We start from the raw sequence: 24,352 nt of genomic DNA, 5'->3' as shown, positions 1-24,352 counted from the left end.
CCCTAAATTTATGGGTTCAAAATTGAAATTTCTTTACACCTTAATACGAAACTAAAAGTTGATGGAAAATTTAGATTACGCCCGTCTACAAATGGCCTTTACCCTTGGCTTTCATATTATATTTGCCTGTATTGGTATGGTTATGCCATTTTTTATGGTATTATCGCATCATAAGTGGCTTAAAACCAGAGATCCTATCTATAAAAGATTAACTATGGCCTGGCTAAAAGGAGTTGCCATTTTTTTTGTTACCGGGGCAGTCTCTGGTACCGCCCTTTCTTTTGAACTTGGAATGCTATGGCCAGAATTTATGAAGCATGCAGGCCCTATTATAGGGATGCCTTTTTCTTTAGAAGGTGCTGCATTTTTTGTAGAAGCCATTGCGCTTGGATTTTATCTCTACGGTTGGAATAAATTGCCCGAGAAATTTCATTGGTTTACCGGGATAATTATTGGTATTTCGGGTGTGGCTTCAGGTATATTGGTAGTTTCGGCCAATGGGTGGATGAATGCCCCTTCTGGCTTTGATTATATTAATGGCGAATTTACTAACATAGACCCCGTGGCAGCCTTGCTAAACCCTGCCTGGTTCACCCAGGCATTGCATATGACTTTAGCTGCGTTTGTAGCCACCAGTTTTGGGGTAGCCGGGGTGCATGCGTTTCAAATTTTTAGAAAAAGAAATGTAGAATTGAACACTAAAGCTTTTAAAATCGCAATTGTTTTTGGGGCAATAGCTGCTTTCCTACAACCTCTTAGTGGAGACCTTTCTGCAAAAGATGTAGCCGAACGCCAACCGGTAAAATTGGCGGCTATGGAGGCACATTATAAAACTAAAAAAGGTGCGCCACTTTATATTGGAGGGATAGTAGATGAAGAAAATAGAACAGTATCCCATAAAATTGAAATTCCGAAAGCTTTATCCTTTCTGGCATTTGGTGATTTTGATGCAGAGGTAAAAGGATTAAACGATTTCCCCGATGATGAGCTGCCTCCGGTTGCTATTGTTCATTACGCGTTTCAAATTATGGTAGGGATTGGAACTTTATTGATGTTTGCCGGACTTATTTATTTTATTAGTTTAAAGAAGAAAAATTGGCTTCATAGCAAATATTATTGGTTACTCTTTATAATAGTGGCACCGTTGGGCTTTGTTGCTGTAGAAGCCGGTTGGATAGTTACCGAAGTTGGTCGCCAACCCTGGATAATTCACCAAATTATGCGTACAGAGGAAGCAGTGACACCAATGCCGGGTATGAAATATAGCTTTTTCTTTTACTTGTTCTTGTATACAGTTTTAGGATTAACAGTTACCTGGTTGATGAATCGACAAATAAAATCCCTAAATCAAACTAAAGATTAATTATGCTGTATGTAGTTTTATTTTTTCTGTTGTTTTCATTACTCCTGTATGTGCTGCTTGGTGGTGCCGATTTTGGTGCCGGAATTGTAGAGCTCTTTTCTTCTGCAAAAAACAGGGAACAAACCAAGGATACCATTTATAGGGTTATGGGGCCAATTTGGGAAGCAAATCATATTTGGTTAATCATTATGCTTGTAATTTTATGGGTAGCATTTCCGGCCTACTTCAACATTATGATAATATATTTACATATTCCCTTAACCCTGGTGTTGTTAGGAATTACCTTGCGTGGGGTTGCTTTTGTTTTTAGACATTATGATGCCGTTGTAGATGGTTCCCAATTTTGGTATAACTGGCTTTTTAGAATAGGAAGTTTTGTAACCCCGGTATTTTTAGGAATGTCTTTTGGAACATTAATTGGCGGTAAGATTATTATTACCGAAGATTATGAAAACTATGGGTTTTACGATCTTTTTATGCAACACTGGCTTAATATTTTTAGTTTGTTAGTGGGCTTATTTTATGCTGCGCTTTGTGCGTTTTTAGCTTCCACGCTTTTAATTGGAGAGGCCGATGGCAAAGCCCGAAAACACTATGTGAAAAATTCAGCTTTTTTTACTTCGGTTTTGGTAGGGCTGGGATTTATATTAATTAGTTTTGGATATCTCAACAACGTAAAATTTATAAAAGATTTTATACATAACCCGGTTTCCCTGGCGTGTGTAGCGCTATCTGGAGTTTTGTTAATTCCACTCTGGAAAGCTATTAAAAAGGAATATAGAATTGCCAGTAGATATCTGGCCATTTCCCAGGTTATTTTAATTCTTTTTGCAGCACTTTATGCTCATTTTCCCTATATTATAATTACTTCAGATAAGGAAGTAAGTCTGTTGGAAAATCTTGCGCCAGATGCTACCATTAGTAACCTGGCAATTATGCTCTTAATTGGTGGTTTTATAATTTTACCGGGCCTTTTTCATTTAATGCGTTCTTTTAATATGATTAAAGTACTTGAAAAACCTCAAAAAAATAACTCTAAATAATTCAGCTATGAATGAAGCAGAATCACATTGGCAAAATGTATATACAAAGAAATCTTATCCTGAAACAAGTTGGTACCAAGAAAAACCCGGTACTTCATTAAGTTTTATTCAGGAATTGGAACTGCCCTTTACTTCTAAGATTGTAGATATTGGTGGAGGAGACTCTAATTTGGTAGATTTTTTATTGAAAGATGGTTATCGCGATATTTCAGTGTTGGATATCTCTAAAGCATCTTTGGAAAAGGCAAAAAACCGATTAGGGGAGGAGGCCGAAAAAGTAACCTGGATAAATGCCGATGTCACTTCATTTAAACCTACAAAAACTTATCATCTCTGGCACGATAGGGCTGCTTTTCACTTTCTAACGGAAGACCAACAAATTGAAAATTATTTGCAAATCCTGGAAAAATCGGTTATTCCCGGGGGTTATGTGATTATAGCAACCTTCTCAAAAAATGGGCCCGAGAAATGCAGCGGCCGTACTATCAAACAATATAATGATGAAGATCTCAAAAATTTATTGGCAGATAATTTTAATCTTCTAAAGAGTAAAAATATAGACCATACAACCCCAACAGGAGCCGTTCAGAATTTTACGTTTTGTTGCTTTAGAAAAAAATAGAAAACATTTAAAATTATCCAAATAAACAAGGCCGGATGAAAAGCTTATAGAATCTTCATTATTTCCCGAATCAGATTGACGATAACAGGCTTTTCATCCGGTCTTTTCTTTTATTAGCACCGCAAAAGGGTATAACACCCCGAGGTGGTTTACTTAGTGAAACTCATAGTTTGTGCCGGGTACGGTTGAGAATGATTTTTCTCCCAAAAACTCACAGTAAGACCTACCATCTAAACCTGGCGAAACAGGGGAGTTTTTTTGTAGGTACTCTTCTACCACTTCATGAATAGTATAATCTTTTACCTCTACATCTTTTACGTTTGGCATTCGGCATAAATTATCTATGGGGTCACCGGGGCGCACACAAGCTGAAATAGTATAATATTCCTCTTCTTGCATTTCTTCTCCGTTTACAGTAACCGATTGTATGCGTTCTCCTTTTTCATTTTGAGAATTAAAATCTACTTCCATGCCAGAGAATCTTACCAACCAACCGCCGAAGCGTTCGGTGGGGTTTTGGGCAAATGCATTGTGCATTTCATTCTCCAACCAATCTTTTATTTGTTTTCCACTGGCTCTTCCGGTTTTTATTTTTTCGTTTACCGGAAGCAAATTCCATAAATTGGCCCTAGTGATGGGAGCAGGCTCACCATTTTCTGGTACTATTGGATTTCCAAAACGAAAACCGTTAGAAATAGAGATATCGGCACCGGTTTTCCACCTTGCTGCATCGGTAATCATATTATCCATAGGGTTTTCTGCCGTTAAATATCGGTAAAGTGGGGTTGTGGTATAACCAACCACAGTTTCTAAATGTTCTTTGTAAGGTGCTTTTGCCTCTTTTACCAGTTTGGCAATTTCGGGGTCGGCCGGATATTTTTTAGGGTCTACTTCTATCAGTTCATACTCCTCATCTACAATTTCTCCATCCTTAAAGTATAGGTTAAGCTTTCCTACAAACGAACCAAATGCACCTGGCTCGGTTACTTTGGCATATTTGCCCTTAATGGGTTGCCTAACACGTTCGTGGGTGTCATTCCCAAAAATATAATCTACATCTTTGGCAATTGGGTTGCTGGCCAATTCTACCTGTTTAAAAATACCAAAATGGGTCACCAGGAACAGGGCATCAACTTTTTCCTCTTTTTTTACTTTCTGAATCAATTCTTTTACACCATCTTCCAATCCGCTAAAGTCAATGCCTTTACTAAAAATAGGATTTTGCCTTACAGGAACATCGGGATCATTTATTCCAATAAAGCCTAGTTTTACACCTTCAATTTCTTTAATCCAATAAGGAGGAAAAAGCTCTTTTTTATCTTTTTCGTGAAACATATTTTGAACAATAACAGGAGTTTCAAAGCCCTGCAAAACGTCCATCATTATTTTCTTGCCATAAACCACTTCCCAGTTTCCGGGTACAATAAGGTCATAATCCATATTTTTAATAATTTCTGGGAATATTTTTCCCTCAGAAAGTGCTGCATAGCCACTTCCCTGAATAAGATCGCCACCGTCAAAAATAACTGTATTAGGATTGTTGGCTCGTTCTTTTTCAAATAAGGTCTTAATATGTGCCAAACCACCACGTTCTTTAAATACAATTTCTTCATTTTCCCAAAACAATTCCGGGTGGGCATCTAATTGCCCATGAATATCTGCGGTTTGTAAAATGGTAATTTTAGTAGCTTTTTCTTTATTATTTTCCTGATCTTTCTTCTCTACATCTTTACACGAGGCAAATAACCCAATGGCTATAACCCCGGAAAACAAGAGTGAAATTTTCTTTATTCTTTTTTTGAAATTCATATGATAAGTATTGTTTTTAAACTTTAATCAACCAGTGCTTTTAGCAGTTTTATCTATAAGAGCTGAGACCCTAAAGCTCTATACTGTAATAATTTTTATTCTTCTGCAATTGTAAAAGATGGGTAAATGCATGGTTAACCACCTTTATATGCGGGTGTAGGTCTTTGGGATTAATGTTTAGGTGATTTATAGAGAGTTTACAAACATAAATTTGTACACCCGCAGCCTCAGCTTTTTTGGTATAGCTCTCCATTTGCTCTTTATTTGTTAGTCCTTCTACATTGCTGCCATAAAGCACTATCTGAAAATCACCAAACTTGTTCCCGTCTTCTTTTTTTAAAGCTTCAGCGGTAAGTATAATGGGGGGTAACTGTGGAATCTTTGAGGTTAAAACCACATAATTGTTTTTATTGGGTGCTGGTTGGGTTTGTGCAAACCCCGAAACCCCCAAGATTATTAAAATGAATAGAATTCCTATTTTATTCTTCATCTCTATTATATTATTTCGTTAAAATCAAATTCTTTTATAGCTCTATACTGGTATATCCTTTTTTCTGAAGTTGAAAATTATAGAGAATGCCATTTTCCACAATATCCATTTCAGACGGAATTTGTTTAGGGTCTACACCAAATTTATTGAGAGAGAACCCACAGGCCATAAGACTAATATCCAGTTCTTTTGCCTGTTGCACAAAGCCTTGTATTTGGTTTTTATCGGTTAAGCCTTTTACGGTCTTACCGCAAACAATAATCTGAAAGTCACCAAAATGATGCCCATCTTCTTTCTGTAATTCTTCTACTGTAATTAAAATAGGTTTTAGCTGCGGAATCTTTTTGGTTAAAACCACATAGTTGTTTTTTTTAGGATTGTGATCTTGGGCTTGTGAGCCTACAGAGAACAGCATAATTAAGGCCGTGAATATTAAAATTGAATTTTTCATTTTTGATAAATTTTATGGCTGAAGCAGCCGTTTATATTTTTGTTGTTTGTTGATCTTTAAAATTGTTTAGGATAAAAAACAGGAGTCCGCCTGCAATGGCGATGTTTTTAAAAAGTGGCCCCAGGCTCGTAATTTGTCCAACCTGTACGGTAAGGGTTATCGGGATTAAAACAAGCATTAGAATTATTGCTGCCCAGCGTGTTTTAAAGCCTATAAGAAGGCCAAAACCTGCGATAAGCATAACTACACCAGACAGAATTACCAATATTTCGGGGTTTCCAAAAAAATAGGCGATTCCTTTAAAATTGGCCTGGTCTATTCTTTTTACTGTTTTTTCGATATTAAGTAAATGATGTAAACTGGCCACGAGAAATATCCCGCTGAGCATCACCCGTAATAATTGAATAGAGCGACGACTCACTAAAATTTGTGAATTCATAAAACTTTAGAATTAGTGAATAATAATAGGTTCCGGGAAAAGGTCCCAGATTTTATATCATGTATGTCACTAATGCCTTTGGAGGGGGGTAGTCTTTGGAGAAATAGCTGGAAATTACAGCTGGGTTTTGATAATTAAAATCGTGAAAATTATTTTTAATCTCCTGTCCAGGTAAATAAGGACTGCTAAAATAAAAGAAGCTATTGCATACAGCATCACTGGATATGACCAAAACAGAAGAATCCTGACTTAAAATATCGTCGGTAGTTTGTTGGGCACTTTTCTTACAAAAGGGATTTATCAATGCAATACCTTCGGCATCCATTACGCTGTGAAGCATTCGGGCATCCAGTACCAGGAATTTTCCGAGGAAAATAGCGGCAAAAAAAATTGCTATGTAAGTTTTAAACTGCATTTAATGCGCGAAGATAAAACAAACCGTATAAGCTATTTGTTACAAATGTTACAAATAGTTGTTAAAGAATATAGGCTTTAGAATTCTATTCAACTTTAAAAAGAAGAACTTGTTGTTGGGTGAAGCTGTCTGAAAAGGTTTTAAAATCGTCATCTTGAATTTATTTCAGAGCCTGCCCCGATTCTTTATCGGGGATCTAACGTGTTGGTAATTAACAACATGTTAGAAGCTGAAACAAGTTCAGCTTGACGAGAATAGACTTTTCAGACAGCCTCTATTTTATTAGTATATATCCCGGAACTAATACAGCCTTTAAGCTTTTAAAGTCATATTATTGGCACCGCCAAAGGCTTTAATATTCCGAGGCTTGCCTCGAAATTAAAAATTTGTTTCCAACGAATGCCTCGTGGGCTTGCCCCGAGGTAGTTTACAAAGCTGCTTTATGGCAACTGTAACAAAAGTTACTGCCCGAAGTGTAAGATTATTATATTTTTGCTGCAAGAAATTTTTAACTGTTTGGAAAAGTACATTCAAATAATAACCAATTCTTTTACCGGATATTTTAATTATTTGGTAAATGAAATTAGTAATCCATCCTGGACCAATTATTTTTATTGGCTTATAGGGTTGTCAGTTCTGGTTTGGATGCTGGAAATAGTGATTCCCTGGAGAAAAGATCAAAAGCTTTTCCGTAAAGGGTTCTGGCTGGATACGTTCTATATTTTATTTAATTTTTTCCTGTTTTCGTTGGTTGGCTATAATGCACTTTCTAATGTGGCTGTAGAATTATTTAATGATTTTCTGGGGCTTTTTGGAATTACCAATATTGTAGCTATCGAAGTTCAGGATTTCCCGGTTTGGGTACAGTTACTAATTATGTTTGTGATTGCAGATTTTATACAATGGAACGTTCATAGGCAATTGCATAAACAGCCCTGGCTATGGGAATTCCATAAAGTACATCACAGCGTAAAGGAAATGGGTTTTGCAGCACAGTTTAGGTTTCATTTTATGGAAACCATAATATATAAATCGGTGCAGTATATTCCCCTGGCTATGATAGGCTTTGGAATTCAGGAATTTTTTGTTGTACATATGTTCGCAGTCTTTATAGGACATCTAAATCATGCCAATGTAGGTTGGAACTATGGGGTGTTTGGGTATCTTCTCAACAATCCGAAGATGCATATTTGGCATCACGCAAAAGCGCTTCCGGAAGATAGGCCATACGGTATGAACTTTGGCTTAAGCCTTAGTATTTGGGATTATTTATTTGGCACGGCTTATATTCCGAAGGAAGGGAAGAGTATAGAATTGGGTTTTGAAGGAGATGAAGAATTTCCTGAAGACTTTAAAAATCAAATGGCTTTTCCATTTAGAAAAAGTAAAGTAAAGAATCAATTTAATAACAATAAAAAGAGTATATATAATGAAAATAAAACAATTTAAAGACGAAGCCTTAGCGCATTATTCTTATGCCCTTGTAAGTAATGGTGAAATGGCACTGGTAGATCCCAGCCGTAATCCTATGCAGTATTACAAATATGCCGAAGAAAACGGGGCGAAAATTGTGGCAGTTTTTGAAACGCATCCGCACGCCGATTTTGTAAGTGGGCATTTACAAATCCAGCAAGAAACCGGTGCTAAAATTTATATCAGCGAGAAAGTTGGGGTAGACTATCCACATACAGCTTTTGATGAAGGAGATGATGTTAAAATAGGCAGTGTTAGTGTAAAAGCCTTGCACACGCCGGGTCACTCGCCAGATAGTTTAACTTTTATAGCTGAAGAAAATGGCGAAACAGCTATGTTTAGTGGAGATACCCTGTTTATTGGTAATGTAGGAAGACCAGATTTACGCGAAAAAGCCGGGAATATGAAGGCAAAACGCGTAGAATTGGCAAAGCAAATGTACCACACCATGCAAAACAAGTTTACTCATTTGCCCGATGATACTTTAATTTACCCGGCACACGGTGCAGGTTCCCTTTGTGGGAAAAATATGAGTGATGCTTCTTCCAGTACCTTAGGTAATGAGCGCCAGGGTAACTGGGCTTTTAAAGACCAAACCGAAGAAGAGTTTGTAGCAGAAATCTTAAAAGATCAGCCTTTTATTCCTTCTTATTTTGGGTTTAATGTAGACTTGAATAGAAGTGGTGCTTTAAATGTACAAAAAGCAAAATATGGCGTGCCGGTAAAACTTAATGTAGATGAAGCACCAGAAGAGGGGGTAACTGTTGTAGACGCTCGTGATGGAGATGTTTACAAAAAAGGTCATCTATCCAACAGTATCAATATTATGGCCAGATCTCAAGGTGATAAATACGAAACCTGGCTGGGCGCAATTATAGAGCCCAATGAAGCTTTTTACCTGGTAGTTGAAAGTGTAGATCAAATTGATGATTTATTGGAAAGAACTGCAAAAATTGGTTATGAAAAGCAGATGAAAGGTGTATTAACTTTATCTGAAAAAGCTTCTAAAACTTCAGATAATTTCGACCTGGAAGATTTTAAAGCAAATAAAGAAAACTATACCATTGTAGATATTAGAAATGAAGGTGAAGTTGCAGAAGGTAAGATTTTTGAAGATGCGGTAGCTATTCCATTAAACGAACTAAGAAACCGTGCCGATGAGCTTCCCGAAGGTAAACCTTTTATGGTGCATTGCGCAGGTGGGTATCGTTCGGCTGCCGGAAGCAGTATTCTTGAAAATAAATTCAAAGATGCTAAAGTATACGATTTAAGCGAAGCAATTAAAGAGTTTAGCGACAAATAATCTTTAGGCACTTATTTAATCAAAAATCCCCGTAAAATTATTCTCTACGGGGATTTTTTAATTTAAAGGGAAAAATCTATTAATCCATTTCTACAAAATTTCCTTTTGAATCAAATTCCAGTTCATCTCCATTTTCCAGTTTAACTTCGTGTCCTTCTTTATCCATTTCATATTCTATAATTTTGATATTTGGATGGTTTTTAGTTATGTAACCAGCAATATTAAGGGGTAAAGCTGGTGCAGGAATTCCGCTTTTACACTTTATTTCAGTTGGCTGGTTATTCTGGTCGAAACTAAGTTCGGTACCTTCAGACATTTTAATTTCAAATTTTTTCCAATTATCTCCTTTATCAATTTCTACAGTTTTAATTTTTTCATTCGGAAAAAGTTGCGAAACGTAGGCCGATACCATTTCGGGTAATTCAGATTTTTGAGCATGCCCAAAAGTGATTCCTAAAAATACCAATAAGCCTGTTAAAAATAATTTTTTCATAATTCTTAGTTTTTTGGTTTTACCCTAAAATAAGAAATGTAATTCAGGGTTATTTTAAACTTTTGTGAATTTATACCGGGTAATTCTGATTTGTCTTTAAATTAGTTTCAAACGATTTTCTATATTTACAAAACAAGCTTCAAATTAAATTTGAAAAAAGAAACTATGGATAAAAATTATAAGGTTACCGTAAATGATGCCTATACATTTGAATTTACTAAAAACCAGATTGCTTCTCTAGATACTCAACAAATTACAGATAAACATTACCACTTATTGCAGGAAAACCGCAGTTTTAAAGCTGAAGTTGTTTCCAAAGATTTCCTGCAGCGACAATACGACATCAAAATTAATTCTAATACCTATAAAGTGGCCATTTCTAACGAGTTGGATTTACTTATAGAAGAAATGGGGCTTTCCCTTGGTGCTGCCCAAAAGGTCAATGATCTTAAAGCACCAATGCCGGGACTTATCCTTGAAGTAAATGTTAAGGAAGGTGATACGGTAAACGAAGGAGATTACCTGTTGGTTTTAGAGGCCATGAAAATGGAGAATACACTTGTAGCTCCCAGAGATGGAGTAGTTAAATCTGTTTCAGTTCAAAAAGGGGAAACCGTAGAAAAGAATCAGTTGTTAATTGAAATGGAATAATTCAGAAAATAAGGTTTAAAAAGCTTTTACTGAATTTAAATTCAAAATTATTAAAATGAAGAAAATATTAGTAGCAAATAGGGGAGAGATTGCACTTAGGCTTATGAAGACCATTCAAAAAATGGGAATTAAAACCGTGGCCATTTTTTCTACAGCCGACAGGAATGCACCCCACGTAAAATTTGCCGATGAAGCCGTTTGCGTTGGTGAAGCACCGTCTAACGAGTCGTACCTTAAAGGAGATAAAATAATTGAAGTTGCGAAAGATTTAGGGGTAGACGGCATTCATCCGGGATACGGTTTTTTAAGTGAAAATGCCAATTTTGCCGAAAATGTTGAAAAGAATGGTATTACCTGGATAGGTCCCGGCTCTAAAGCCATTAAAATTATGGGAAGTAAACTGGCCGCTAAAGATGCAGTAAAAGCATACGATATTCCTATGGTTCCCGGTATAGACAAGGCCATAACCAATGTGGATAAAGCCAAAGAAATTGCCAGGAAAATTGGCTTTCCTATTCTTATAAAAGCCTCTGCCGGTGGTGGGGGAAAGGGAATGCGTATTGTAGAAGAAGAAAAAGACCTTGAAGACCAAATGAAACGTGCTATTAGCGAGGCTGAGTCGGCTTTTGGTGATGGGGCCGTTTTTATCGAAAAATATGTTTCATCACCCAGGCACATAGAAATTCAGGTGCTGGCCGATTCCCACGGAAATTACTTTCATCTTTTTGAACGTGAGTGCAGTATTCAACGTAGACATCAAAAAGTAGTAGAAGAAGCACCCTCGGTGGTGTTAGACTACAAACTGCGGAAACAAATGGGAAAAGCAGCCGTAAAGGTGGCAAAGGCCTGTGATTATGTAGGTGCCGGTACGGTTGAATTTTTATTCGACGAACATAAAAACTTTTATTTCCTGGAGATGAATACCCGTTTGCAGGTAGAACATCCCGTTACCGAATATATAACGGGGATAGACCTGGTAGAGCAGCAAGTTAAAATAGCCCGGGGCGAAAAATTAAATTTGCTACAGGAAGACTTAAAAATTAGAGGACACGCAGTTGAACTTCGAGTGTATGCTGAAGACCCTATGGATAATTTTATGCCAAGCGTAGGTAAATTGAAAAAATATACTATTCCAAAAGGAGTAAATATTCGGGTTGATAATGGTTTTGAAGAAGGGATGGAAGTTCCTATTTATTACGACCCCATGTTATCAAAATTAATTACGTACGGGAAAACCCGCGAGGAAGCAATTCAATTAATGCTGAAGGCCATACATGAATACGAAGTTGAAGGGTTAATGACCACGCTTCCTTTTGGTAAGTTTGTTTTTGAACATGAGGCTTTTAGGAGTGGAAACTTTGACACACATTTTGTGAAAAAGTATTATTCCGCTGAAAAACTTGAAGATGAAATTCAGGAAGAAGCAAAACTTGCGGCATTGGTAGCTTTAAAAAAATACCTTGAAGATAAGCAGCAGTTGCGTATCCCTCAAAACTGAAATAATAATTCTTTTTGAGTTAGCATAAAGCATCTCTTGTCCATAAAATATTAAAGAAAAAATCAATTTCGAGTGATACCTTGAAGTATGTGAATCTCGATAACTGAGTAAAAGAAAATATTGATGAGTCAGAATATAGAAAAGTTACAGGATAAAATTAAGAAGGCGAAACTAGGTGGAGGAGAAGATCGAATAGCCAGGCAACATGAGAAAAAGAAACTTACGGCCCGCGAACGTATAGATTATCTATTAGACGAAGGTTCTTTTGAAGAAATGGGGATTTTGGTAACCCATAGAACTACCGGGTTCGGAATGGAAGATCAAAAATTTTATGGGGATGGCGTGGTAACCGGATACGGTACCATTAACGGAAAACTGGTTTATATTTTCGCCCAGGATTTTACCGTTTTTGGTGGTTCTCTTTCAGAAACACATGCAGAGAAAATTTGTAAGGTAATGGATCTTGCGGTAAAGGTAGGAGCCCCCATGATTGGCTTAAACGATTCAGGAGGAGCCAGAATTCAGGAGGGAGTAAAATCTTTGGGAGGCTATGCCGATATTTTTCATAGAAATGTAAAAGCTTCAGGTGTAATTCCACAAATTTCAGCTATAATGGGGCCTTGTGCCGGCGGAGCTGTTTATTCGCCTGCCATGACAGATTTCACCCTTATGGTGCAGGATACCAGCTATATGTTTGTAACCGGTCCAAATGTGGTAAAAACGGTAACCAACGAAGAAGTGACTTCCGAAGAGCTAGGCGGGGCTTCCACCCACGCCACAAAATCTGGGGTTACACATATCACTTCTTTTAATGATATTGCCTGCCTGGAAGATATCAGGAAACTGGTAAGCTATATGCCGCAGAATAACAAAAAAACACCGGAAAAACTTCCCTATACAATGGGAGACGAAATTCGGGAAGAACTGGATAGTATTGTACCCGACAGTTCTACAAAGCCTTATGATATGCATGAGGTAATAAAGGGAATTATTGATACAGATTCGTTTTTTGAAATCCATAAAGACTATGCCGAAAATATTATTGTTGGTTTTGCCCGCCTGGGCGGAAGAAGTATTGGAATTGTTGCCAACCAACCCATGAGCCTGGCCGGGGTTTTAGATGTAGATTCGTCTAAAAAAGCAGCTCGTTTTACCCGGTTTTGCGACTGCTTTAATATTCCATTGTTGGTATTGGTAGATGTTCCGGGGTTTTTGCCGGGTACAGACCAGGAATGGAACGGTATTATTTTACACGGGGCCAAGTTACTTTATGCACTTAGTGAAGCTACGGTACCAAAAGTTACCGTAATTACCCGAAAAGCTTATGGTGGGGCTTACGATGTAATGAATTCCAAGCATATTGGTGCCGACCTTAATTTTGCCTGGCCAACTGCCGAAATTGCCGTAATGGGAGCCAAAGGAGCTAGTGAGATTATTTTTAGAAAGGAAATTAAAGAAGCTGAAGATAGTGAAGCAAAACTGGCCGAAAAGGAAGCTGAATATGCCGAGACTTTTGCCAATCCTTTTGAAGCTGCGCAACGCGGATTTATAGATGAGGTGATTATGCCACAGGAAACACGTAGAAAATTGCTGAAAGGTTTTAGTATGCTGGAAAACAAGGAGGTACTAAGGCCAGAGCGTAAACATGGGAATATTCCCCTATAAATTAATTTGTTTTTGTTTATTTTTAGAACAACTAACACATAAAGATTAAAGAATATGTCTAAAATTACTACATCAAATATAAAGCTTGAAAGAAAAAAGTTAGAGTTGGAATTTGAAATCGCTCATAGAGTTTATGAAGACGATATATTATTAAGCCAGGCTTACGATGAAACAATCCTTCCTGAATGGGAATAATAATACATATAAGATTTTTTATAAGTACCATTAAAACTTAGGTTTATTGGCAGGGCCAAAGGGTGTAACACCTCGAGGTAGTTTACTTAAATTTAAACCAACAAAAATGTGTCTTATCCTGCTGTGGGACAGACCTGGCGTAAATATGTCATAAGTGTGTCGCAAGATTTTTCCAGGCTTCAGTATAGATTTGCTAAAACATTAAATAATATTTATGAAAGATAATGAGTTAGCAAATAGATTAATTGAACTAAGAAAGAGAAAAGGTTTTTCCCAGGAGTTTTTAGCAGAAGAATCCGGTATTAGTTTAAGAACCATTCAACGTATTGAGAAAGGAGAGACCCAACCAAGAGGAGATACTTTACAACGCATAGCTAAAGGGCTTGGTGTAACTTCAGAGGAGCTTATTGATTGGAAGTTAGAAAAGAACAGCTCTTATTTGGTTTTGCTTAATACTTCGGCACTAAGCTTTCTTTTCTTCCCAATTTTAGGTGTTCTAATTCCGTTGGTGATGTGGGTTTCTAAGAAAAATAATGTTCATAAAGTGGACGAAGTTGGAAAGGAAGTAGTCAATTTTCAAATAACGTGGTGTCTTTTCATATTTTTATTTTACCTGTTAATTTTTGTTAGGATTATTTTTGATATTTCTATTTCGTTGCGTTTAAACCCGTTAGTGATTACGGCATATTTTGTTATTCTTTATATTTTGAATGTAACTTTGATTGTTTATAATTCAATTAGAATAAAAAAGTCCAAAAGCCCTAAATATGTGCTTAGAATACCATTCTTAAGATAATTTTCAAGGATACGTTAGTGTAGATTATATGAAATTCAATAAAGTTGTTTGTGTAGACCATACTAAACTTAAAGATTGGGCCATAGAAGAGCTCCAGGAATATAGTAGCGCTGAGGTTACCGTCTCTAAAGATAGCCCCGATTCAGAAAAGGAACTTATTGACAGGATTGGGGAAGCCGAAGCAATTATCGTTTCCTGGAAAACACAAATCCCTAAAAGTGTAATTAAAAAATGCGGTCAGCTTAAATATATAGGCATGGCTTGCAGTCTTTATGACGATGAATCGGCGAATGTAGCCGTAGATTTTGCGAGGGAAAAAGGAATTAGCGTAAAAGGAATTTTTGACTATGGAGATCCCGGAGTGGTAGAGTTTATAATCTCTGAATTAATTCGTTTGCTTCATGGATTTGGTAAAAACCAATGGCGTGAAATGCCGGTAGAGATCACCGGTAAAAAGATTGGAATTATAGGTTTGGGTACTACCGGTCAATTATTGGCGAAAGCCTTACTGGCCCTCAACGCCGATATTTATTATTTTAGCAGAACCCGAAAAAAAGATTGGGAAGCTAAAGGCCTTACCTATTTACCATTGGAAGAACTACTAAAAACTTCAGAAATAATCTCGCTACATCTTCCTAAAAATACCAGGATATTGGGAGCGAGAGAGTTTAAACACTTAGGTTCAGGTAAAATCCTAATCAATACTTCATTGGGGCTACCTTTTAATGAAAAAGCTTTTGTTGATTGGTTAAAAATTGAGACTAATTATGGGATTTTTGATGGGGATGGAGGTGCGTCACTTTCTGAAGCTGTAAAAGAGATGAGTGGACTTATTTCCTATCAAAAAAGTGCCGGCTGGACTGCCGAAACCCAGGAGCGTCTATCTAAAAAAGTACTGGAGAATTTAAAATCTTATTTTAATTAGTTCGAGAGAATATTTATAGACATTAGTACGAAGAGGCTGGTTTCGTCAAGCTGAACTTGTTTTCAGCTTCTAAGATGTTTTGATTATCAAAATCTTAGATCCCCGAAAAAATAATCGGGGCAGGCTCTGAAATAAATTCAGGATGACGATTTTAAAAACTTTTCAGACAATCTATTTTTTTAATAGGTTTTTCCTGTAACAATTGTTACTGTCTTAATTGAAAATTTGCAGTTAATTTGCATTTCGAAAAAAAAAAAGAAACTATGGAATGGATTTTTGAGCCGTGGCCCTGGTATGTAGCAGGACCACTTATTGCTTTAATAATGTTTTTACTAATCTTTATCGGTAAAGGTTTTGGGATGTCTTCTAACCTAAGGACTATGTGTACGCTTTGCGGGGCAGATTCTAAAGCCGATTTTTTTGATTTCGACTGGAAATCGCAACGTTGGAACCTTATTGTAGTTGTTGGAGCCATCATTGGTGGTTTTATTGCCGCAAATTTTTTAAGCAATGATCTTTCTGTGGCTATAAATCCAGAAACCGTTAGCAACTTAAAGGAACTGGGCTTTAATAGTGCAGGAGAGGCTTATTTACCTACCGAACTCTTTACCTGGGAATCTGTAGGTGGTATCAAAGCTTTAATCATTCTTTTAGTTGGAGGAATTTTAATTGGCTTTGGTGCGCGTTATGCCGGGGGCTGTACCTCTGGTCACGCAATTTCAGGTTTAAGTAACCTGCAATTACCTTCTTTAATAGCCGTAATCGGCTTTTTTGTAGGTGGGTTACTAATGGTGCACATTTTATTTCCGTTAATATTTTAAATTGAAATTATGAGAAGTGTAGGATATTTATTGATAGGTATATTTTTTGGAATCGTAATGTTTAAATCTGAAGCTGCTTCCTGGTTTAGAATCTATGAGATGTTCCAGTTTCAATCTTTTCATATGTATGGAATTATAGGTTCTGCTTTGGTTTTAGGTGTAATTGGTGTTCAGGTTATTAAAAGGAATAACCTAAAATCTTTTTTCGGGCAACGAATCACTTTTATTCCTAAGGAGAAAAGTTTTAGCCGTTATATGTATGGAGGGATTATTTTTGGATTAGGTTGGGCGCTTGCAGGTGCCTGTCCCGGCCCCATCTTTACCTTAATAGGTGCAGGTTTTATGCCTATATTAATTGTTTTTGCCGGATCACTACTCGGTACTTTTTTATATGGCTTACTTCGTAAAAAACTTCCGCATTAAAATAAAAATGTTTCCCGGCTATATTTTGAATTTAATTAGCCGGGGGGGCATTAGGTACTTTAATTTATTGGTACCGCCAAAGGGTAGAATACCCCGAGGCTTGTCTCGAAATTAAAAATTTGTTTCCAACGAATGCCTTTTGGGCTTGCCCCTAGGTAGGTCACTTTTTTTCGGAAGAAATATAGAAATAGGGGAGTGAAATATGATATTTTACTACAATTAACCTAATGGCAATTACAATTATTGAGGTGGTGAGATATATAATATCCCGATTAACCTCCAAATCGTGCATAATTACAAAAACCAGTCCGCCAACGATACAGGCAGTAGCGTAGATTTCTTTTCTAAAGATAACCGGAATTTCATTACAAAGTATATCACGAATAACACCGCCAAAAGTACCTGTCATGGCTCCTATGGCAACACAAATTATAGGATCGAGATCATTTCTTATGCCTATTTCTACTCCGGTAATGGTAAAGATTCCTAAACCAATAGTATCAAAAAGAAATAGCGACTTTTTAAGATAATTAATTTTGTTCCGAAAAATTATGGCTAAAATGGTAACTGCTCCAATTAAATACACATAAATGGTATTTTCCATCCAGGTAACGGGAGTATTGCCAATAAGGGTGTCCCTTAGGGTACCACCACCAATGGCAGTAACAAACCCAATAATAAAAATTCCGAAAAGGTCCAGCCTGCGGTCCATAGCTGCCAGGGCACCGGAGATTGCAAAGGCTATGGTTCCCAGGATGTCTAGAATATTAAATAAGGTAAATTCCATTTACTTGATATTCGAGAATTAAAAATCCCGGGGCTTTTCCCGAAATTATAGGTTATAATACAAATGCTTGGCCTATCTTTTTGATAGATGATTTTAGGCAAAGGTATAGTTAATTATGAAAAGCTAAGAATTTTTTCTTTTTTTGAACCAAATCTATACCTTCCAATTATTACTGAATAGTAAAACTTAATTAGATTCGTGTAAGTTTATAAGGAAACTTACTACTTTTGTAACATAGAAAAACAATATAAAATGAGCGATAAACTAGAAAGAATAAAGACGTTGATTATAGGATCTGGCCCAGCTGGATATACTGCGGCGATTTATGCAGCAAGAGCCGATCTTAAACCTGTAATGTATACCGGTCTTGAACCCGGAGGGCAGTTAACTACAACCACCGAAGTAGATAATTTCCCTGGATATCCCGAAGGCGTAGATGGTCCAAAAATGATGATGGATCTGCAAAAACAAGCCGAACGTTTCGGAACCGAAGTGCGTATGGGAATGGTAACCGAAGTAGACTTTAGTGATAAGGTGGGCGGAATTCATAAAGCCTGTATAGATAATTCTACCTGGGTTGAAGCCGAGTCTGTTATTATTTCTACCGGCGCTACTGCAAGATATTTAGGTTTGCCTAGTGAACAACGTTTACGAGGTGGTGGAGTTTCTGCTTGTGCTGTTTGTGATGGTTTTTTCTATAAAGGTCAGGATGTTGCTATCGTTGGAGGTGGAGATACCGCTGCCGAGGAAGCGACCTATTTGGCAAACATCTGTAATAAAGTAACGATGTTGGTTCGCGGTGATCAAATGCGTGCGTCTAAAGCTATGCAGCATCGTGTAAATAACACTAAAAATATAGATCTTCGTTACCACACCGAAGTTGATGAAGTTATTGGGGAGCAAGTGGTTGAAGGTTTAAGTATGCTGAATAAAGAAACCGGTGAAAAAGAGAAAATTGAGATTACAGGTTTGTTTATTGCTATTGGCCACAAGCCAAATACCGATATTTTTAAAGACAAATTAACGATGGATGATACCGGCTATATTATTACCGAAGGTAAATCTACAAAAACAAATGTACCGGGAGTTTTTGCCTCGGGTGATGTTCAGGATAAGATTTATCGTCAGGCGGTAACGGCAGCAGGTACCGGATGTATGGCTGCTTTAGATGCTGAACGTTATTTGGCAGAAGTGGAAAGCGAAGAAGGAGAAGAAGTGAAAACTACCAAAAAAGTAGGAGCTTAATTTCTTGAAAAATTATAGTAAAAAACCTCACAAATCTATAAGAGCTGTGAGGTTTTTTTTGTTTTTGGAATATGTTTGCCAATTAGTTCTACTAATATTCTAAACCGATTTTGGTTCTAACCTTATCTAATAAATCAATTAGTTGCAAGCTTTTTTTGAAAGTCATTTCGGTACTTTCGGTTTTGCCTTCACACAACATTTTTTGAACATGTTCGGCTTCAAAATTATAACCGTTGGAGCTTACGTTAAATTCTTTGGTGTCTTCCAATTCTGGAGTTTGAATAGTGATACTTGTAGGTTCATGAAACCTTTTATGTAAGGTAAGTTTAGCATTTTCAAACTGAATGATGGCCGCAGTAGATGTTTGTTCTATAATAGAGCTGCGCAAATTGGCTTTAACATTTTTTGGATATTTAAAAACCATGTTACATTCTTTATCTATGCCGGTTTCACTAAATATTGCCTGTGCTTCAATATCTTCCGGAACTCCCAATGCACTTAGCGCCATAAAAATCGGATAAATCCCAATATCTAACAAACTACCACCTCCCAGGCTTTTATTATAGAGTCGTTTGTCTAAATCTACCGGTGCCGGAAAACCAAAATCTGCTTCTAAGCTCTTAATCTTCCCATATTTCTCAGACTCAATTAAATCAAGTACATATTTAAAATGTGGTAAAAATTGAGTCCACATGGCTTCCATTAGAAAAACTTGCTGTTTTTGTGCCCTGGCAATCATTTCTTCTACCTGTTTTTTATTGATAGCAAAAGGTTTTTCGCATAAAACCGCTTTTTTATTATCCAGGCATAGTAATGTATGTTCATAATGAAAAACATGAGGAGTGGCAATATAAACCACATCTAATGCTTCGTCTGCCAGCATGCTTTCGTAGCTGGGAAATAATTTTGTAGCTCCATGTGTTTTGGCAAAACTTTCAGCTTTGGTTTTAGACCTACTGGCTACCGCATATATTTCGGCACCTTCTACATCTTTTAATGCAGTGGCGAATTTTCCTGCTATTTTTCCGAGGCCAAGAATGCCCCATTTAATTTTTTTCATCTAAAATATAATTTGTCTTTTGCCATCAATTTAATGAACGGCATTATTAGCGATACTCTTTTATTTTATGTTCGGGGGTTTTTATGAATAATTCTAAAATTAAGGCAAGTGCCATAACCAGTAAGCATCCCGCCAAATTAAGCCATAAGTAGGGCATTACATCTAAAGTAAAGATGACAATTATTATAAACTGTGTAATTATAGCCGCTATAAAAACAGAATTACTATTCACTCTTTTAATAAAAAAGGCCAGTAAGAAAATACCTAAAACATTGCCATAGAAAATAGAGCCAATAATATTTACAAGCTGAATAAGATTGTCGAATAAATTAGCAAAACTGGCAAAAGCAATAGCTATAAGTCCCCAAATAAGCGTAAACCATTTAGATGCTTTTACATAATGTTCATCAGATTTTTCTGTTTTTCTACTTCTTTTATAAAGATCTATAGAAGTAGTAGAGGACAAAGCATTTAGTTCTGATGCGGTAGAGGACATGGCAGCCGACAGGATTACCGCCAGTAAGAGCCCGATTAGTCCTCTTGGCAGATTATTAAGGATAAAGTGAATAAAAACATAATCTTTATCGTTGCTTTCTGCATCTTTATCTGAAGCATCTATTAATTTCCTCGCTTTTTGTCTGGTTTTGTTTTCAGAAGCCTGTAACGAAGCTAGATTTTCACGGTATACTGCATTATTTTCCTTATTAAAATCATTATTCTCTGCGAATGCTATATGAAGGTTTTGCTTTTTTTGCTGAATGGCATCGTGCTCCTGCATTAAATCTTCGTATTGCCGGCCATAATCTGAATTCAAAACAGTTTCGGTAGCCGCAGGATTAAAATTAAGCGGAGCATTGTTAAACTGATAAAACACAAAAACCATCACGCCCACAAGCAAAATAAAGAACTGTAGAGGTACTTTTAGCATAGCGTTCATAATCATTCCCATTCTACTCTCTTTAACCGACTTACCGCCTAAATAGCGTTGTACCTGGCTTTGGTCTGTTCCGAAATAAGAAAGGGCCAAAAAACCACCTCCAATAATTCCGCTCCAAAAAGTATAGCGGTTTTCAAAGTCGAATGAAAAATCTAAAATTTCCATTTTACCACTGGCACCGGCAATTTCTAATGCATTGCTAAAGTTTATGTTTTCGGGAAGGTAACTTAGAATAATAAAGAATGCTGCAAACATCCCGGTTAAGATCACGGCCATTTGCTGTTTGTGGGTAACATTTACAGCTTTAGTGCCCCCTGCAACCGTATAAATAATAACAAGCGAACCTATAAGTACAGTAAGGCCAGAAAGGTTCCAGCCCAAAACAGCCGATAAGATTATGGCCGGGGCAAATATGGTGAGCCCGGCTGCCAATCCTCGTTGAATTAAAAATAAAATAGCGGTCAGTGTTCTGGTTTTTCTATCGAAACGAGATTCTAAATATTCGTAGGCGGTATAAACATTCAGCCTTTTATAAATGGGAATAAAAAACATACAAATAACCACCATGGCCAGGGGCAGCCCAAAGTAAAACTGCACAAAGCCCATTCCGTCGTTAAAAGCCTGCCCAGGAGTAGAAAGAAAGGTGATTGCACTGGCTTGCGTGGCCATGGTAGAGAGCCCAATGGTCCACCAGCGGGTTTCACTTCCACCGCCAATAAAATTGCGGGCACCTTTATCATTTTTTGTTTTATATACGCCGTATGCCACAATAAAGGCCAGGGTACCAAAAAGAATTATCCAGTCTATTAATTGCATATTATGAGAATAGGGACATGATGAAATAAAAAATTAGAATATAAACAGCATTGGCTAGAAGAACCATGGTATAGGATTTATTCCATGTAAATTTTTCGGGTTTTTTCATTATTTTCCAATTGAAATCATATTAGCAAAAAGCCTGTAAGCTCCGGCTACTCCAGCGGGGAATTGCCTAAAAAAGCTTAATCCGGTATAAATAAAATAACCTTCTCCATATTGCGCAACCAATAAACTTCCATTTTTAGGTGACTCGTTTTCATCTTGCATAGATAGGATAGGGGTAAACTCCTCGCTCCAGGCATCCGGAAAATAAAGCCCGCGCTCCTGAACCCAGTTATCAAAATCATTTTTGGTGATTTTATTGGGGAAATTTAAAACCGGATGATTTTCGGCTAAAAACCTAACTTCAGCGGTTTCATCGGTTACACGATCGCGAGATAATTCTAATGGGAAGGGAGCTATTTTATTGGTAACCAAACCGCGACTGGTATTGTATTGTACGATTAAATTTCCGCCACTTTTTACATAATCAAAAAGTATTTTTTGCTTGAATTTTAAGTCTTTAAGCGTATTTAATGCACGAATCCCCAGGACGATAGCATCGTATTTTTCTAAGGAAGAAGCGGAAATTGAAGCCGCATTTAATTTTTCTACACTATAGCCTATTTGCTCTAAACTTTCGGGAACCATATCGCCTGCGCCTTCAATATAACCAAGGAGTTTTCCTTTTTTTTCAATCTCCAAACGAGCAACTTTTAATTTTGAAGGAGTTACCAGGTTTTGCTTTGGAATATGTTTGTAGTCTATGGTGATTAATTTTTCTGAAAATTCCTTTCCGTTCACAAGGGCCGTGGGGCTAATAAATGTTTCGTTTTGATTTTTGGGCGGTACAACCTGAAAAGAATGTATTTGAGTGCTACCTTTTTGTTGAAGCTGAAATTTTTGTTCTTCAGGTTTTATAGTCCAGCCTTCTCCGGCCGAAAGACTAACTTCTCCCTGTACATTTGCTTTTCCCGAAGTAAGTTTTACCGAAATTTTTTTGGGTTCGGCATTTTCAAAAATTACAACCTCCTCTTCAAAAGAAATAGAAACCTCGGGTATCACCTCAAATGCCTGGTAGGTTTCTCCAAACACAGGGTCGTTGAATTTATAAACTATTGGCCTTTCAAAAGTTAGGCTAAGTCCATTAAAATCCAGTTCAAAAAGACTTTTGCTAAGTTCAGGTGTTTCTGGAAGTCCTCTTAATTGCTGGTCTTTTACTATATATATTCCGTTATTGGCAGTTTCTTTTAACCAATATGGCGTGGTGTATGGCGTGTTTTTAGGGATTTTTAGGCTTACTTCACTGTGCCAGGCGGTATTATTTTTCAAGTTTATTTGGGGGTGGGTTTTGGTGTTATTCGGACTTAACTCTACAGAATTTAAACTAATTGGAAAATCACTTCTATTTATCGCTTCTAGTTTTACCTGAACACTATCTTGCGGTGTAGCCGAAGCCCGGCTGGCTACTGCCTCTAAAAATAAACCTGCGCTTGCATAGATAATGTCTTTAATTTCTTTGGTTTTTTGTTCTCGCCAGTGCCTATTGGGAAGTTTCTGTATTAAAGTATAAGCCTCTAAAAGTTTTGGCAAACTAGCTGAGGGATCTTTAAAATTGAAATCTTTTTCAACCTGGGTTAGGATTTCACCAATGGCTTTACCACCTTCTAGCTTATTCCAGGAGGTATCAATGTTTTTAAACACATTTTGTGACCGGAGGGTATCCCCTTTAATAGGTTCTAAGTATTCCATTTGACTGCCCCGAGAGCCCGTACTCCCAAAGCCCTGAGATTGGTGTTGACTTCGGCTTAAAGAAGAAATTTCTGGATTTGATAGCCCTAGAAGTGGGAAATAGGTTCCGGTATCAAAACTTATAAATTGGTTTTTATTGGCTTCTTCAAAAGCTTCCTGGCCGCCATAAAACCAGGGGGAAGTATTAAAATAAACGCGTTTAGATTGATGGGGTTTGGTAAATTCTAACTGTTCGTGGAATTTGGCCGGATTTGCTGCCGCTTCAAAAGCTTCCAGGCTTAATAAAGCAGAAGATGTATGATGCCCGTGGGTGGTACCCGGAGTTCTATGATCAAACCTATTAATTATAATATCGGGTTTAAAATTTCTAATAATCCATACCATATCTGCAAGTACTTTTTCTTTATCCCATATTTTTAGAGTTTCTACCGGGGTTTTAGAATAGCCAAAATCGTTAGCGCGGGTAAAAAATTGTTCACCACCGTCTATTCGTCTGGCTGCAAGCAATTCCTGGGTTCTAATTACGCCTAATTGTTCTCTTAATTCGGACCCAATAAGATTTTGGCCTCCATCGCCCCGGGTTAAAGAGAGGTAGGCAGTTCTTGCATTTTTCTCGTTAGAAAAATAGGAGATTAAGCGAGTATTTTCGTCATCTGGATGAGCGCCAATATATAAGACAGATCCCAGGAAGTTTAGTTTCTTTATTTTCTGAAAAATTTCAGAAGCATTTAATTTTTCGGGTTGCTGGGCGTGTATATTCAGCAAAAAAAAGCAGCAAAGTAAACTAAGTAAGTTACGCATAAATCTTAAGGCAGTTAAATGAGGTTACCAAATATAA

24 protein-coding genes are annotated in these 24,352 nt (G+C 37.1%); 14 read left to right on the top strand and 10 right to left on the bottom strand.

The annotated features are described in order from the left end of the window. The first annotated feature begins 61 nt into the window (after positions 1-61). From I6U50_RS03590 to I6U50_RS03580, 3 genes are read left to right on the top strand one after another with little or no spacing between them, the layout of a single operon-like run. Positions 62-1,363, top strand: coding sequence for a cytochrome ubiquinol oxidase subunit I (locus I6U50_RS03590; RefSeq protein WP_198637868.1), 1,302 nt, complete (start codon positions 62-64; stop codon positions 1,361-1,363). Between the two features lie 2 nt (positions 1,364-1,365). Beyond that, the gene (locus I6U50_RS03585) at positions 1,366-2,406 is read left to right on the top strand and encodes a cytochrome d ubiquinol oxidase subunit II (RefSeq protein ID WP_198627317.1); all 1,041 of its coding nucleotides are present in this window, start codon (positions 1,366-1,368) and stop codon (positions 2,404-2,406) included. Positions 2,407-2,413: 7 nt separating this feature from the next. Continuing rightward, positions 2,414-3,028, top strand: a complete 615-nt coding sequence (locus I6U50_RS03580) for a class I SAM-dependent methyltransferase (RefSeq protein ID WP_198637867.1) — start codon at positions 2,414-2,416, stop codon at positions 3,026-3,028. Between the two features lie 153 nt (positions 3,029-3,181). Here the strand turns inward: I6U50_RS03580 and I6U50_RS03575 are convergent, their stop codons facing one another. The 5 genes from I6U50_RS03575 to I6U50_RS03555 all read right to left on the bottom strand — a co-directional run bounded on the left by I6U50_RS03575 (position 3,182) and on the right by I6U50_RS03555 (position 6,632). Next, the gene (locus I6U50_RS03575) at positions 3,182-4,837 is read right to left on the bottom strand and encodes a bifunctional metallophosphatase/5'-nucleotidase (protein WP_198637866.1); all 1,656 of its coding nucleotides are present in this window, start codon (positions 4,835-4,837) and stop codon (positions 3,182-3,184) included. A 70-nt stretch (positions 4,838-4,907) separates the two neighbouring features. Further along, entirely contained in the window at positions 4,908-5,327 is a 420-nt protein-coding gene (locus I6U50_RS03570; protein ID WP_198637865.1) for a DsrE family protein, read from the bottom strand. A gap of 34 nt (positions 5,328-5,361) precedes the next feature. Next, the gene (locus tag I6U50_RS03565; protein ID WP_198637864.1) at positions 5,362-5,778 is read right to left on the bottom strand and encodes a DsrE family protein; all 417 of its coding nucleotides are present in this window, start codon (positions 5,776-5,778) and stop codon (positions 5,362-5,364) included. Between the two features lie 31 nt (positions 5,779-5,809). Further along, a complete protein-coding gene (locus I6U50_RS03560; protein ID WP_198637863.1) occupies positions 5,810-6,217 on the bottom strand; it encodes a DoxX family protein in 408 nt (135 codons plus the stop codon). Positions 6,218-6,269: 52 nt separating this feature from the next. After that, on the bottom strand, positions 6,270-6,632 hold the full coding sequence (locus I6U50_RS03555) for a hypothetical protein (protein ID WP_198637862.1): 363 nt from the start codon (positions 6,630-6,632) through the stop codon (positions 6,270-6,272). A 516-nt stretch (positions 6,633-7,148) separates the two neighbouring features. On the opposite strand from I6U50_RS03555, the gene I6U50_RS03550 reads away from it, so the two are divergent. After that, the gene (locus I6U50_RS03550; RefSeq protein ID WP_198637861.1) at positions 7,149-8,081 is read left to right on the top strand and encodes a sterol desaturase family protein; all 933 of its coding nucleotides are present in this window, start codon (positions 7,149-7,151) and stop codon (positions 8,079-8,081) included. Then, positions 8,062-9,408, top strand: a complete 1,347-nt coding sequence (locus I6U50_RS03545) for an MBL fold metallo-hydrolase (protein ID WP_198627310.1) — start codon at positions 8,062-8,064, stop codon at positions 9,406-9,408. The genes I6U50_RS03550 and I6U50_RS03545 overlap by 20 nt, the downstream gene beginning before the upstream one ends. 79 nt (positions 9,409-9,487) lie before the next feature. Here I6U50_RS03545 and I6U50_RS03540 read toward each other — a convergent pair whose 3' ends face one another. Continuing rightward, positions 9,488-9,901, bottom strand: coding sequence for a PepSY-like domain-containing protein (locus tag I6U50_RS03540; RefSeq protein WP_198637860.1), 414 nt, complete (start codon positions 9,899-9,901; stop codon positions 9,488-9,490). Positions 9,902-10,066: 165 nt separating this feature from the next. Here I6U50_RS03540 and I6U50_RS03535 point away from each other — a divergent pair, with 165 nt between their 5' ends. The 8 genes from I6U50_RS03535 to I6U50_RS03500 all read left to right on the top strand — a co-directional run bounded on the left by I6U50_RS03535 (position 10,067) and on the right by I6U50_RS03500 (position 16,875). Further along, positions 10,067-10,552, top strand: a complete 486-nt coding sequence (locus tag I6U50_RS03535) for an acetyl-CoA carboxylase biotin carboxyl carrier protein subunit (protein WP_198637859.1) — start codon at positions 10,067-10,069, stop codon at positions 10,550-10,552. 55 nt (positions 10,553-10,607) lie between these two features. Next, a complete protein-coding gene (accC, locus tag I6U50_RS03530; RefSeq protein WP_198637858.1) occupies positions 10,608-12,050 on the top strand; it encodes an acetyl-CoA carboxylase biotin carboxylase subunit in 1,443 nt (480 codons plus the stop codon). 123 nt (positions 12,051-12,173) lie between these two features. Then, positions 12,174-13,715: an acyl-CoA carboxylase subunit beta gene (locus I6U50_RS03525; RefSeq protein WP_193709736.1), complete on the top strand. Its 1,542-nt coding sequence runs from the start codon at positions 12,174-12,176 to the stop codon at positions 13,713-13,715. A gap of 54 nt (positions 13,716-13,769) precedes the next feature. Then, positions 13,770-13,910 carry a hypothetical protein gene (locus I6U50_RS03520; protein WP_193709735.1) on the top strand — a complete coding sequence of 47 codons (141 nt, stop codon included), beginning with the start codon at positions 13,770-13,772 and terminating at the stop codon, positions 13,908-13,910. Between the two features lie 214 nt (positions 13,911-14,124). Then, complete coding sequence (locus I6U50_RS03515) at positions 14,125-14,706, top strand: helix-turn-helix domain-containing protein (protein ID WP_198637857.1); 582 nt, start codon at positions 14,125-14,127, stop codon at positions 14,704-14,706. 28 nt (positions 14,707-14,734) lie between these two features. Beyond that, positions 14,735-15,631: an NAD(P)-dependent oxidoreductase gene (locus tag I6U50_RS03510; RefSeq protein WP_198637856.1), complete on the top strand. Its 897-nt coding sequence runs from the start codon at positions 14,735-14,737 to the stop codon at positions 15,629-15,631. Between the two features lie 263 nt (positions 15,632-15,894). Continuing rightward, a complete protein-coding gene (locus I6U50_RS03505; protein ID WP_198637855.1) occupies positions 15,895-16,452 on the top strand; it encodes a YeeE/YedE family protein in 558 nt (185 codons plus the stop codon). A gap of 9 nt (positions 16,453-16,461) precedes the next feature. Next, the gene (locus tag I6U50_RS03500; RefSeq protein ID WP_198637854.1) at positions 16,462-16,875 is read left to right on the top strand and encodes a YeeE/YedE family protein; all 414 of its coding nucleotides are present in this window, start codon (positions 16,462-16,464) and stop codon (positions 16,873-16,875) included. Positions 16,876-17,035: 160 nt separating this feature from the next. Here I6U50_RS03500 and I6U50_RS03495 read toward each other — a convergent pair whose 3' ends face one another. Next, a complete protein-coding gene (locus tag I6U50_RS03495) occupies positions 17,036-17,662 on the bottom strand; it encodes a trimeric intracellular cation channel family protein (protein WP_193709730.1) in 627 nt (208 codons plus the stop codon). Between the two features lie 252 nt (positions 17,663-17,914). Between I6U50_RS03495 and trxB the strand changes: the two genes are divergently transcribed. Then, a complete protein-coding gene (gene trxB, locus I6U50_RS03490; protein WP_198637853.1) occupies positions 17,915-18,907 on the top strand; it encodes a thioredoxin-disulfide reductase in 993 nt (330 codons plus the stop codon). A 91-nt stretch (positions 18,908-18,998) separates the two neighbouring features. Here trxB and I6U50_RS03485 read toward each other — a convergent pair whose 3' ends face one another. The 3 genes from I6U50_RS03485 to I6U50_RS03475 all read right to left on the bottom strand — a co-directional run bounded on the left by I6U50_RS03485 (position 18,999) and on the right by I6U50_RS03475 (position 24,315). Continuing rightward, on the bottom strand, positions 18,999-19,967 hold the full coding sequence (locus I6U50_RS03485; RefSeq protein WP_198637852.1) for a Gfo/Idh/MocA family protein: 969 nt from the start codon (positions 19,965-19,967) through the stop codon (positions 18,999-19,001). 46 nt (positions 19,968-20,013) lie between these two features. Continuing rightward, positions 20,014-21,720 carry a sodium:solute symporter gene (locus I6U50_RS03480; RefSeq protein ID WP_198637851.1) on the bottom strand — a complete coding sequence of 569 codons (1,707 nt, stop codon included), beginning with the start codon at positions 21,718-21,720 and terminating at the stop codon, positions 20,014-20,016. Between the two features lie 108 nt (positions 21,721-21,828). Continuing rightward, positions 21,829-24,315, bottom strand: coding sequence for a PIG-L family deacetylase (locus tag I6U50_RS03475; protein WP_198637850.1), 2,487 nt, complete (start codon positions 24,313-24,315; stop codon positions 21,829-21,831). Positions 24,316-24,352 lie beyond the last annotated feature (37 nt).

It is taken from the genome of Salegentibacter maritimus, from assembly GCF_016236975.1.
Taxonomy (GTDB): Bacteria; Bacteroidota; Bacteroidia; order Flavobacteriales; family Flavobacteriaceae; genus Salegentibacter; species Salegentibacter maritimus.
Note: the sequence above shows the minus strand (reverse complement) of the source record. Positions and strands in the feature narration are given on the sequence as shown.

Excerpts from the sequence above, each read along its gene's own strand:
- I6U50_RS03590 (WP_198637868.1), top strand. The coding sequence starts at position 62 with ATGGAAAATTTAGATTACGCCCGTCTACAAATGGCCTTTACCCTTGGC.
- I6U50_RS03585 (WP_198627317.1), top strand. The coding sequence starts at position 1,366 with ATGCTGTATGTAGTTTTATTTTTTCTGTTGTTTTCATTACTCCTGTAT.
- I6U50_RS03580 (WP_198637867.1), top strand. The coding sequence starts at position 2,414 with ATGAATGAAGCAGAATCACATTGGCAAAATGTATATACAAAGAAATCT.
- I6U50_RS03575 (WP_198637866.1), bottom strand. The coding sequence starts at position 4,837 with ATGAATTTCAAAAAAAGAATAAAGAAAATTTCACTCTTGTTTTCCGGG.
- I6U50_RS03570 (WP_198637865.1), bottom strand. The coding sequence starts at position 5,327 with ATGAAGAATAAAATAGGAATTCTATTCATTTTAATAATCTTGGGGGTT.
- I6U50_RS03565 (WP_198637864.1), bottom strand. The coding sequence starts at position 5,778 with ATGAAAAATTCAATTTTAATATTCACGGCCTTAATTATGCTGTTCTCT.
- I6U50_RS03560 (WP_198637863.1), bottom strand. The coding sequence starts at position 6,217 with ATGAATTCACAAATTTTAGTGAGTCGTCGCTCTATTCAATTATTACGG.
- I6U50_RS03555 (WP_198637862.1), bottom strand. The coding sequence starts at position 6,632 with ATGCAGTTTAAAACTTACATAGCAATTTTTTTTGCCGCTATTTTCCTC.
- I6U50_RS03545 (WP_198627310.1), top strand. The coding sequence starts at position 8,062 with ATGAAAATAAAACAATTTAAAGACGAAGCCTTAGCGCATTATTCTTAT.
- I6U50_RS03540 (WP_198637860.1), bottom strand. The coding sequence starts at position 9,901 with ATGAAAAAATTATTTTTAACAGGCTTATTGGTATTTTTAGGAATCACT.
- I6U50_RS03535 (WP_198637859.1), top strand. The coding sequence starts at position 10,067 with ATGGATAAAAATTATAAGGTTACCGTAAATGATGCCTATACATTTGAA.
- accC (WP_198637858.1), top strand. The coding sequence starts at position 10,608 with ATGAAGAAAATATTAGTAGCAAATAGGGGAGAGATTGCACTTAGGCTT.
- I6U50_RS03525 (WP_193709736.1), top strand. The coding sequence starts at position 12,174 with ATGAGTCAGAATATAGAAAAGTTACAGGATAAAATTAAGAAGGCGAAA.
- I6U50_RS03520 (WP_193709735.1), top strand. The coding sequence starts at position 13,770 with ATGTCTAAAATTACTACATCAAATATAAAGCTTGAAAGAAAAAAGTTA.
- I6U50_RS03515 (WP_198637857.1), top strand. The coding sequence starts at position 14,125 with ATGAAAGATAATGAGTTAGCAAATAGATTAATTGAACTAAGAAAGAGA.
- I6U50_RS03510 (WP_198637856.1), top strand. The coding sequence starts at position 14,735 with ATGAAATTCAATAAAGTTGTTTGTGTAGACCATACTAAACTTAAAGAT.
- I6U50_RS03505 (WP_198637855.1), top strand. The coding sequence starts at position 15,895 with ATGGAATGGATTTTTGAGCCGTGGCCCTGGTATGTAGCAGGACCACTT.
- I6U50_RS03500 (WP_198637854.1), top strand. The coding sequence starts at position 16,462 with ATGAGAAGTGTAGGATATTTATTGATAGGTATATTTTTTGGAATCGTA.
- I6U50_RS03495 (WP_193709730.1), bottom strand. The coding sequence starts at position 17,662 with ATGGAATTTACCTTATTTAATATTCTAGACATCCTGGGAACCATAGCC.
- trxB (WP_198637853.1), top strand. The coding sequence starts at position 17,915 with ATGAGCGATAAACTAGAAAGAATAAAGACGTTGATTATAGGATCTGGC.
- I6U50_RS03485 (WP_198637852.1), bottom strand. The coding sequence starts at position 19,967 with ATGAAAAAAATTAAATGGGGCATTCTTGGCCTCGGAAAAATAGCAGGA.
- I6U50_RS03480 (WP_198637851.1), bottom strand. The coding sequence starts at position 21,720 with ATGCAATTAATAGACTGGATAATTCTTTTTGGTACCCTGGCCTTTATT.
- I6U50_RS03475 (WP_198637850.1), bottom strand. The coding sequence starts at position 24,315 with ATGCGTAACTTACTTAGTTTACTTTGCTGCTTTTTTTTGCTGAATATA.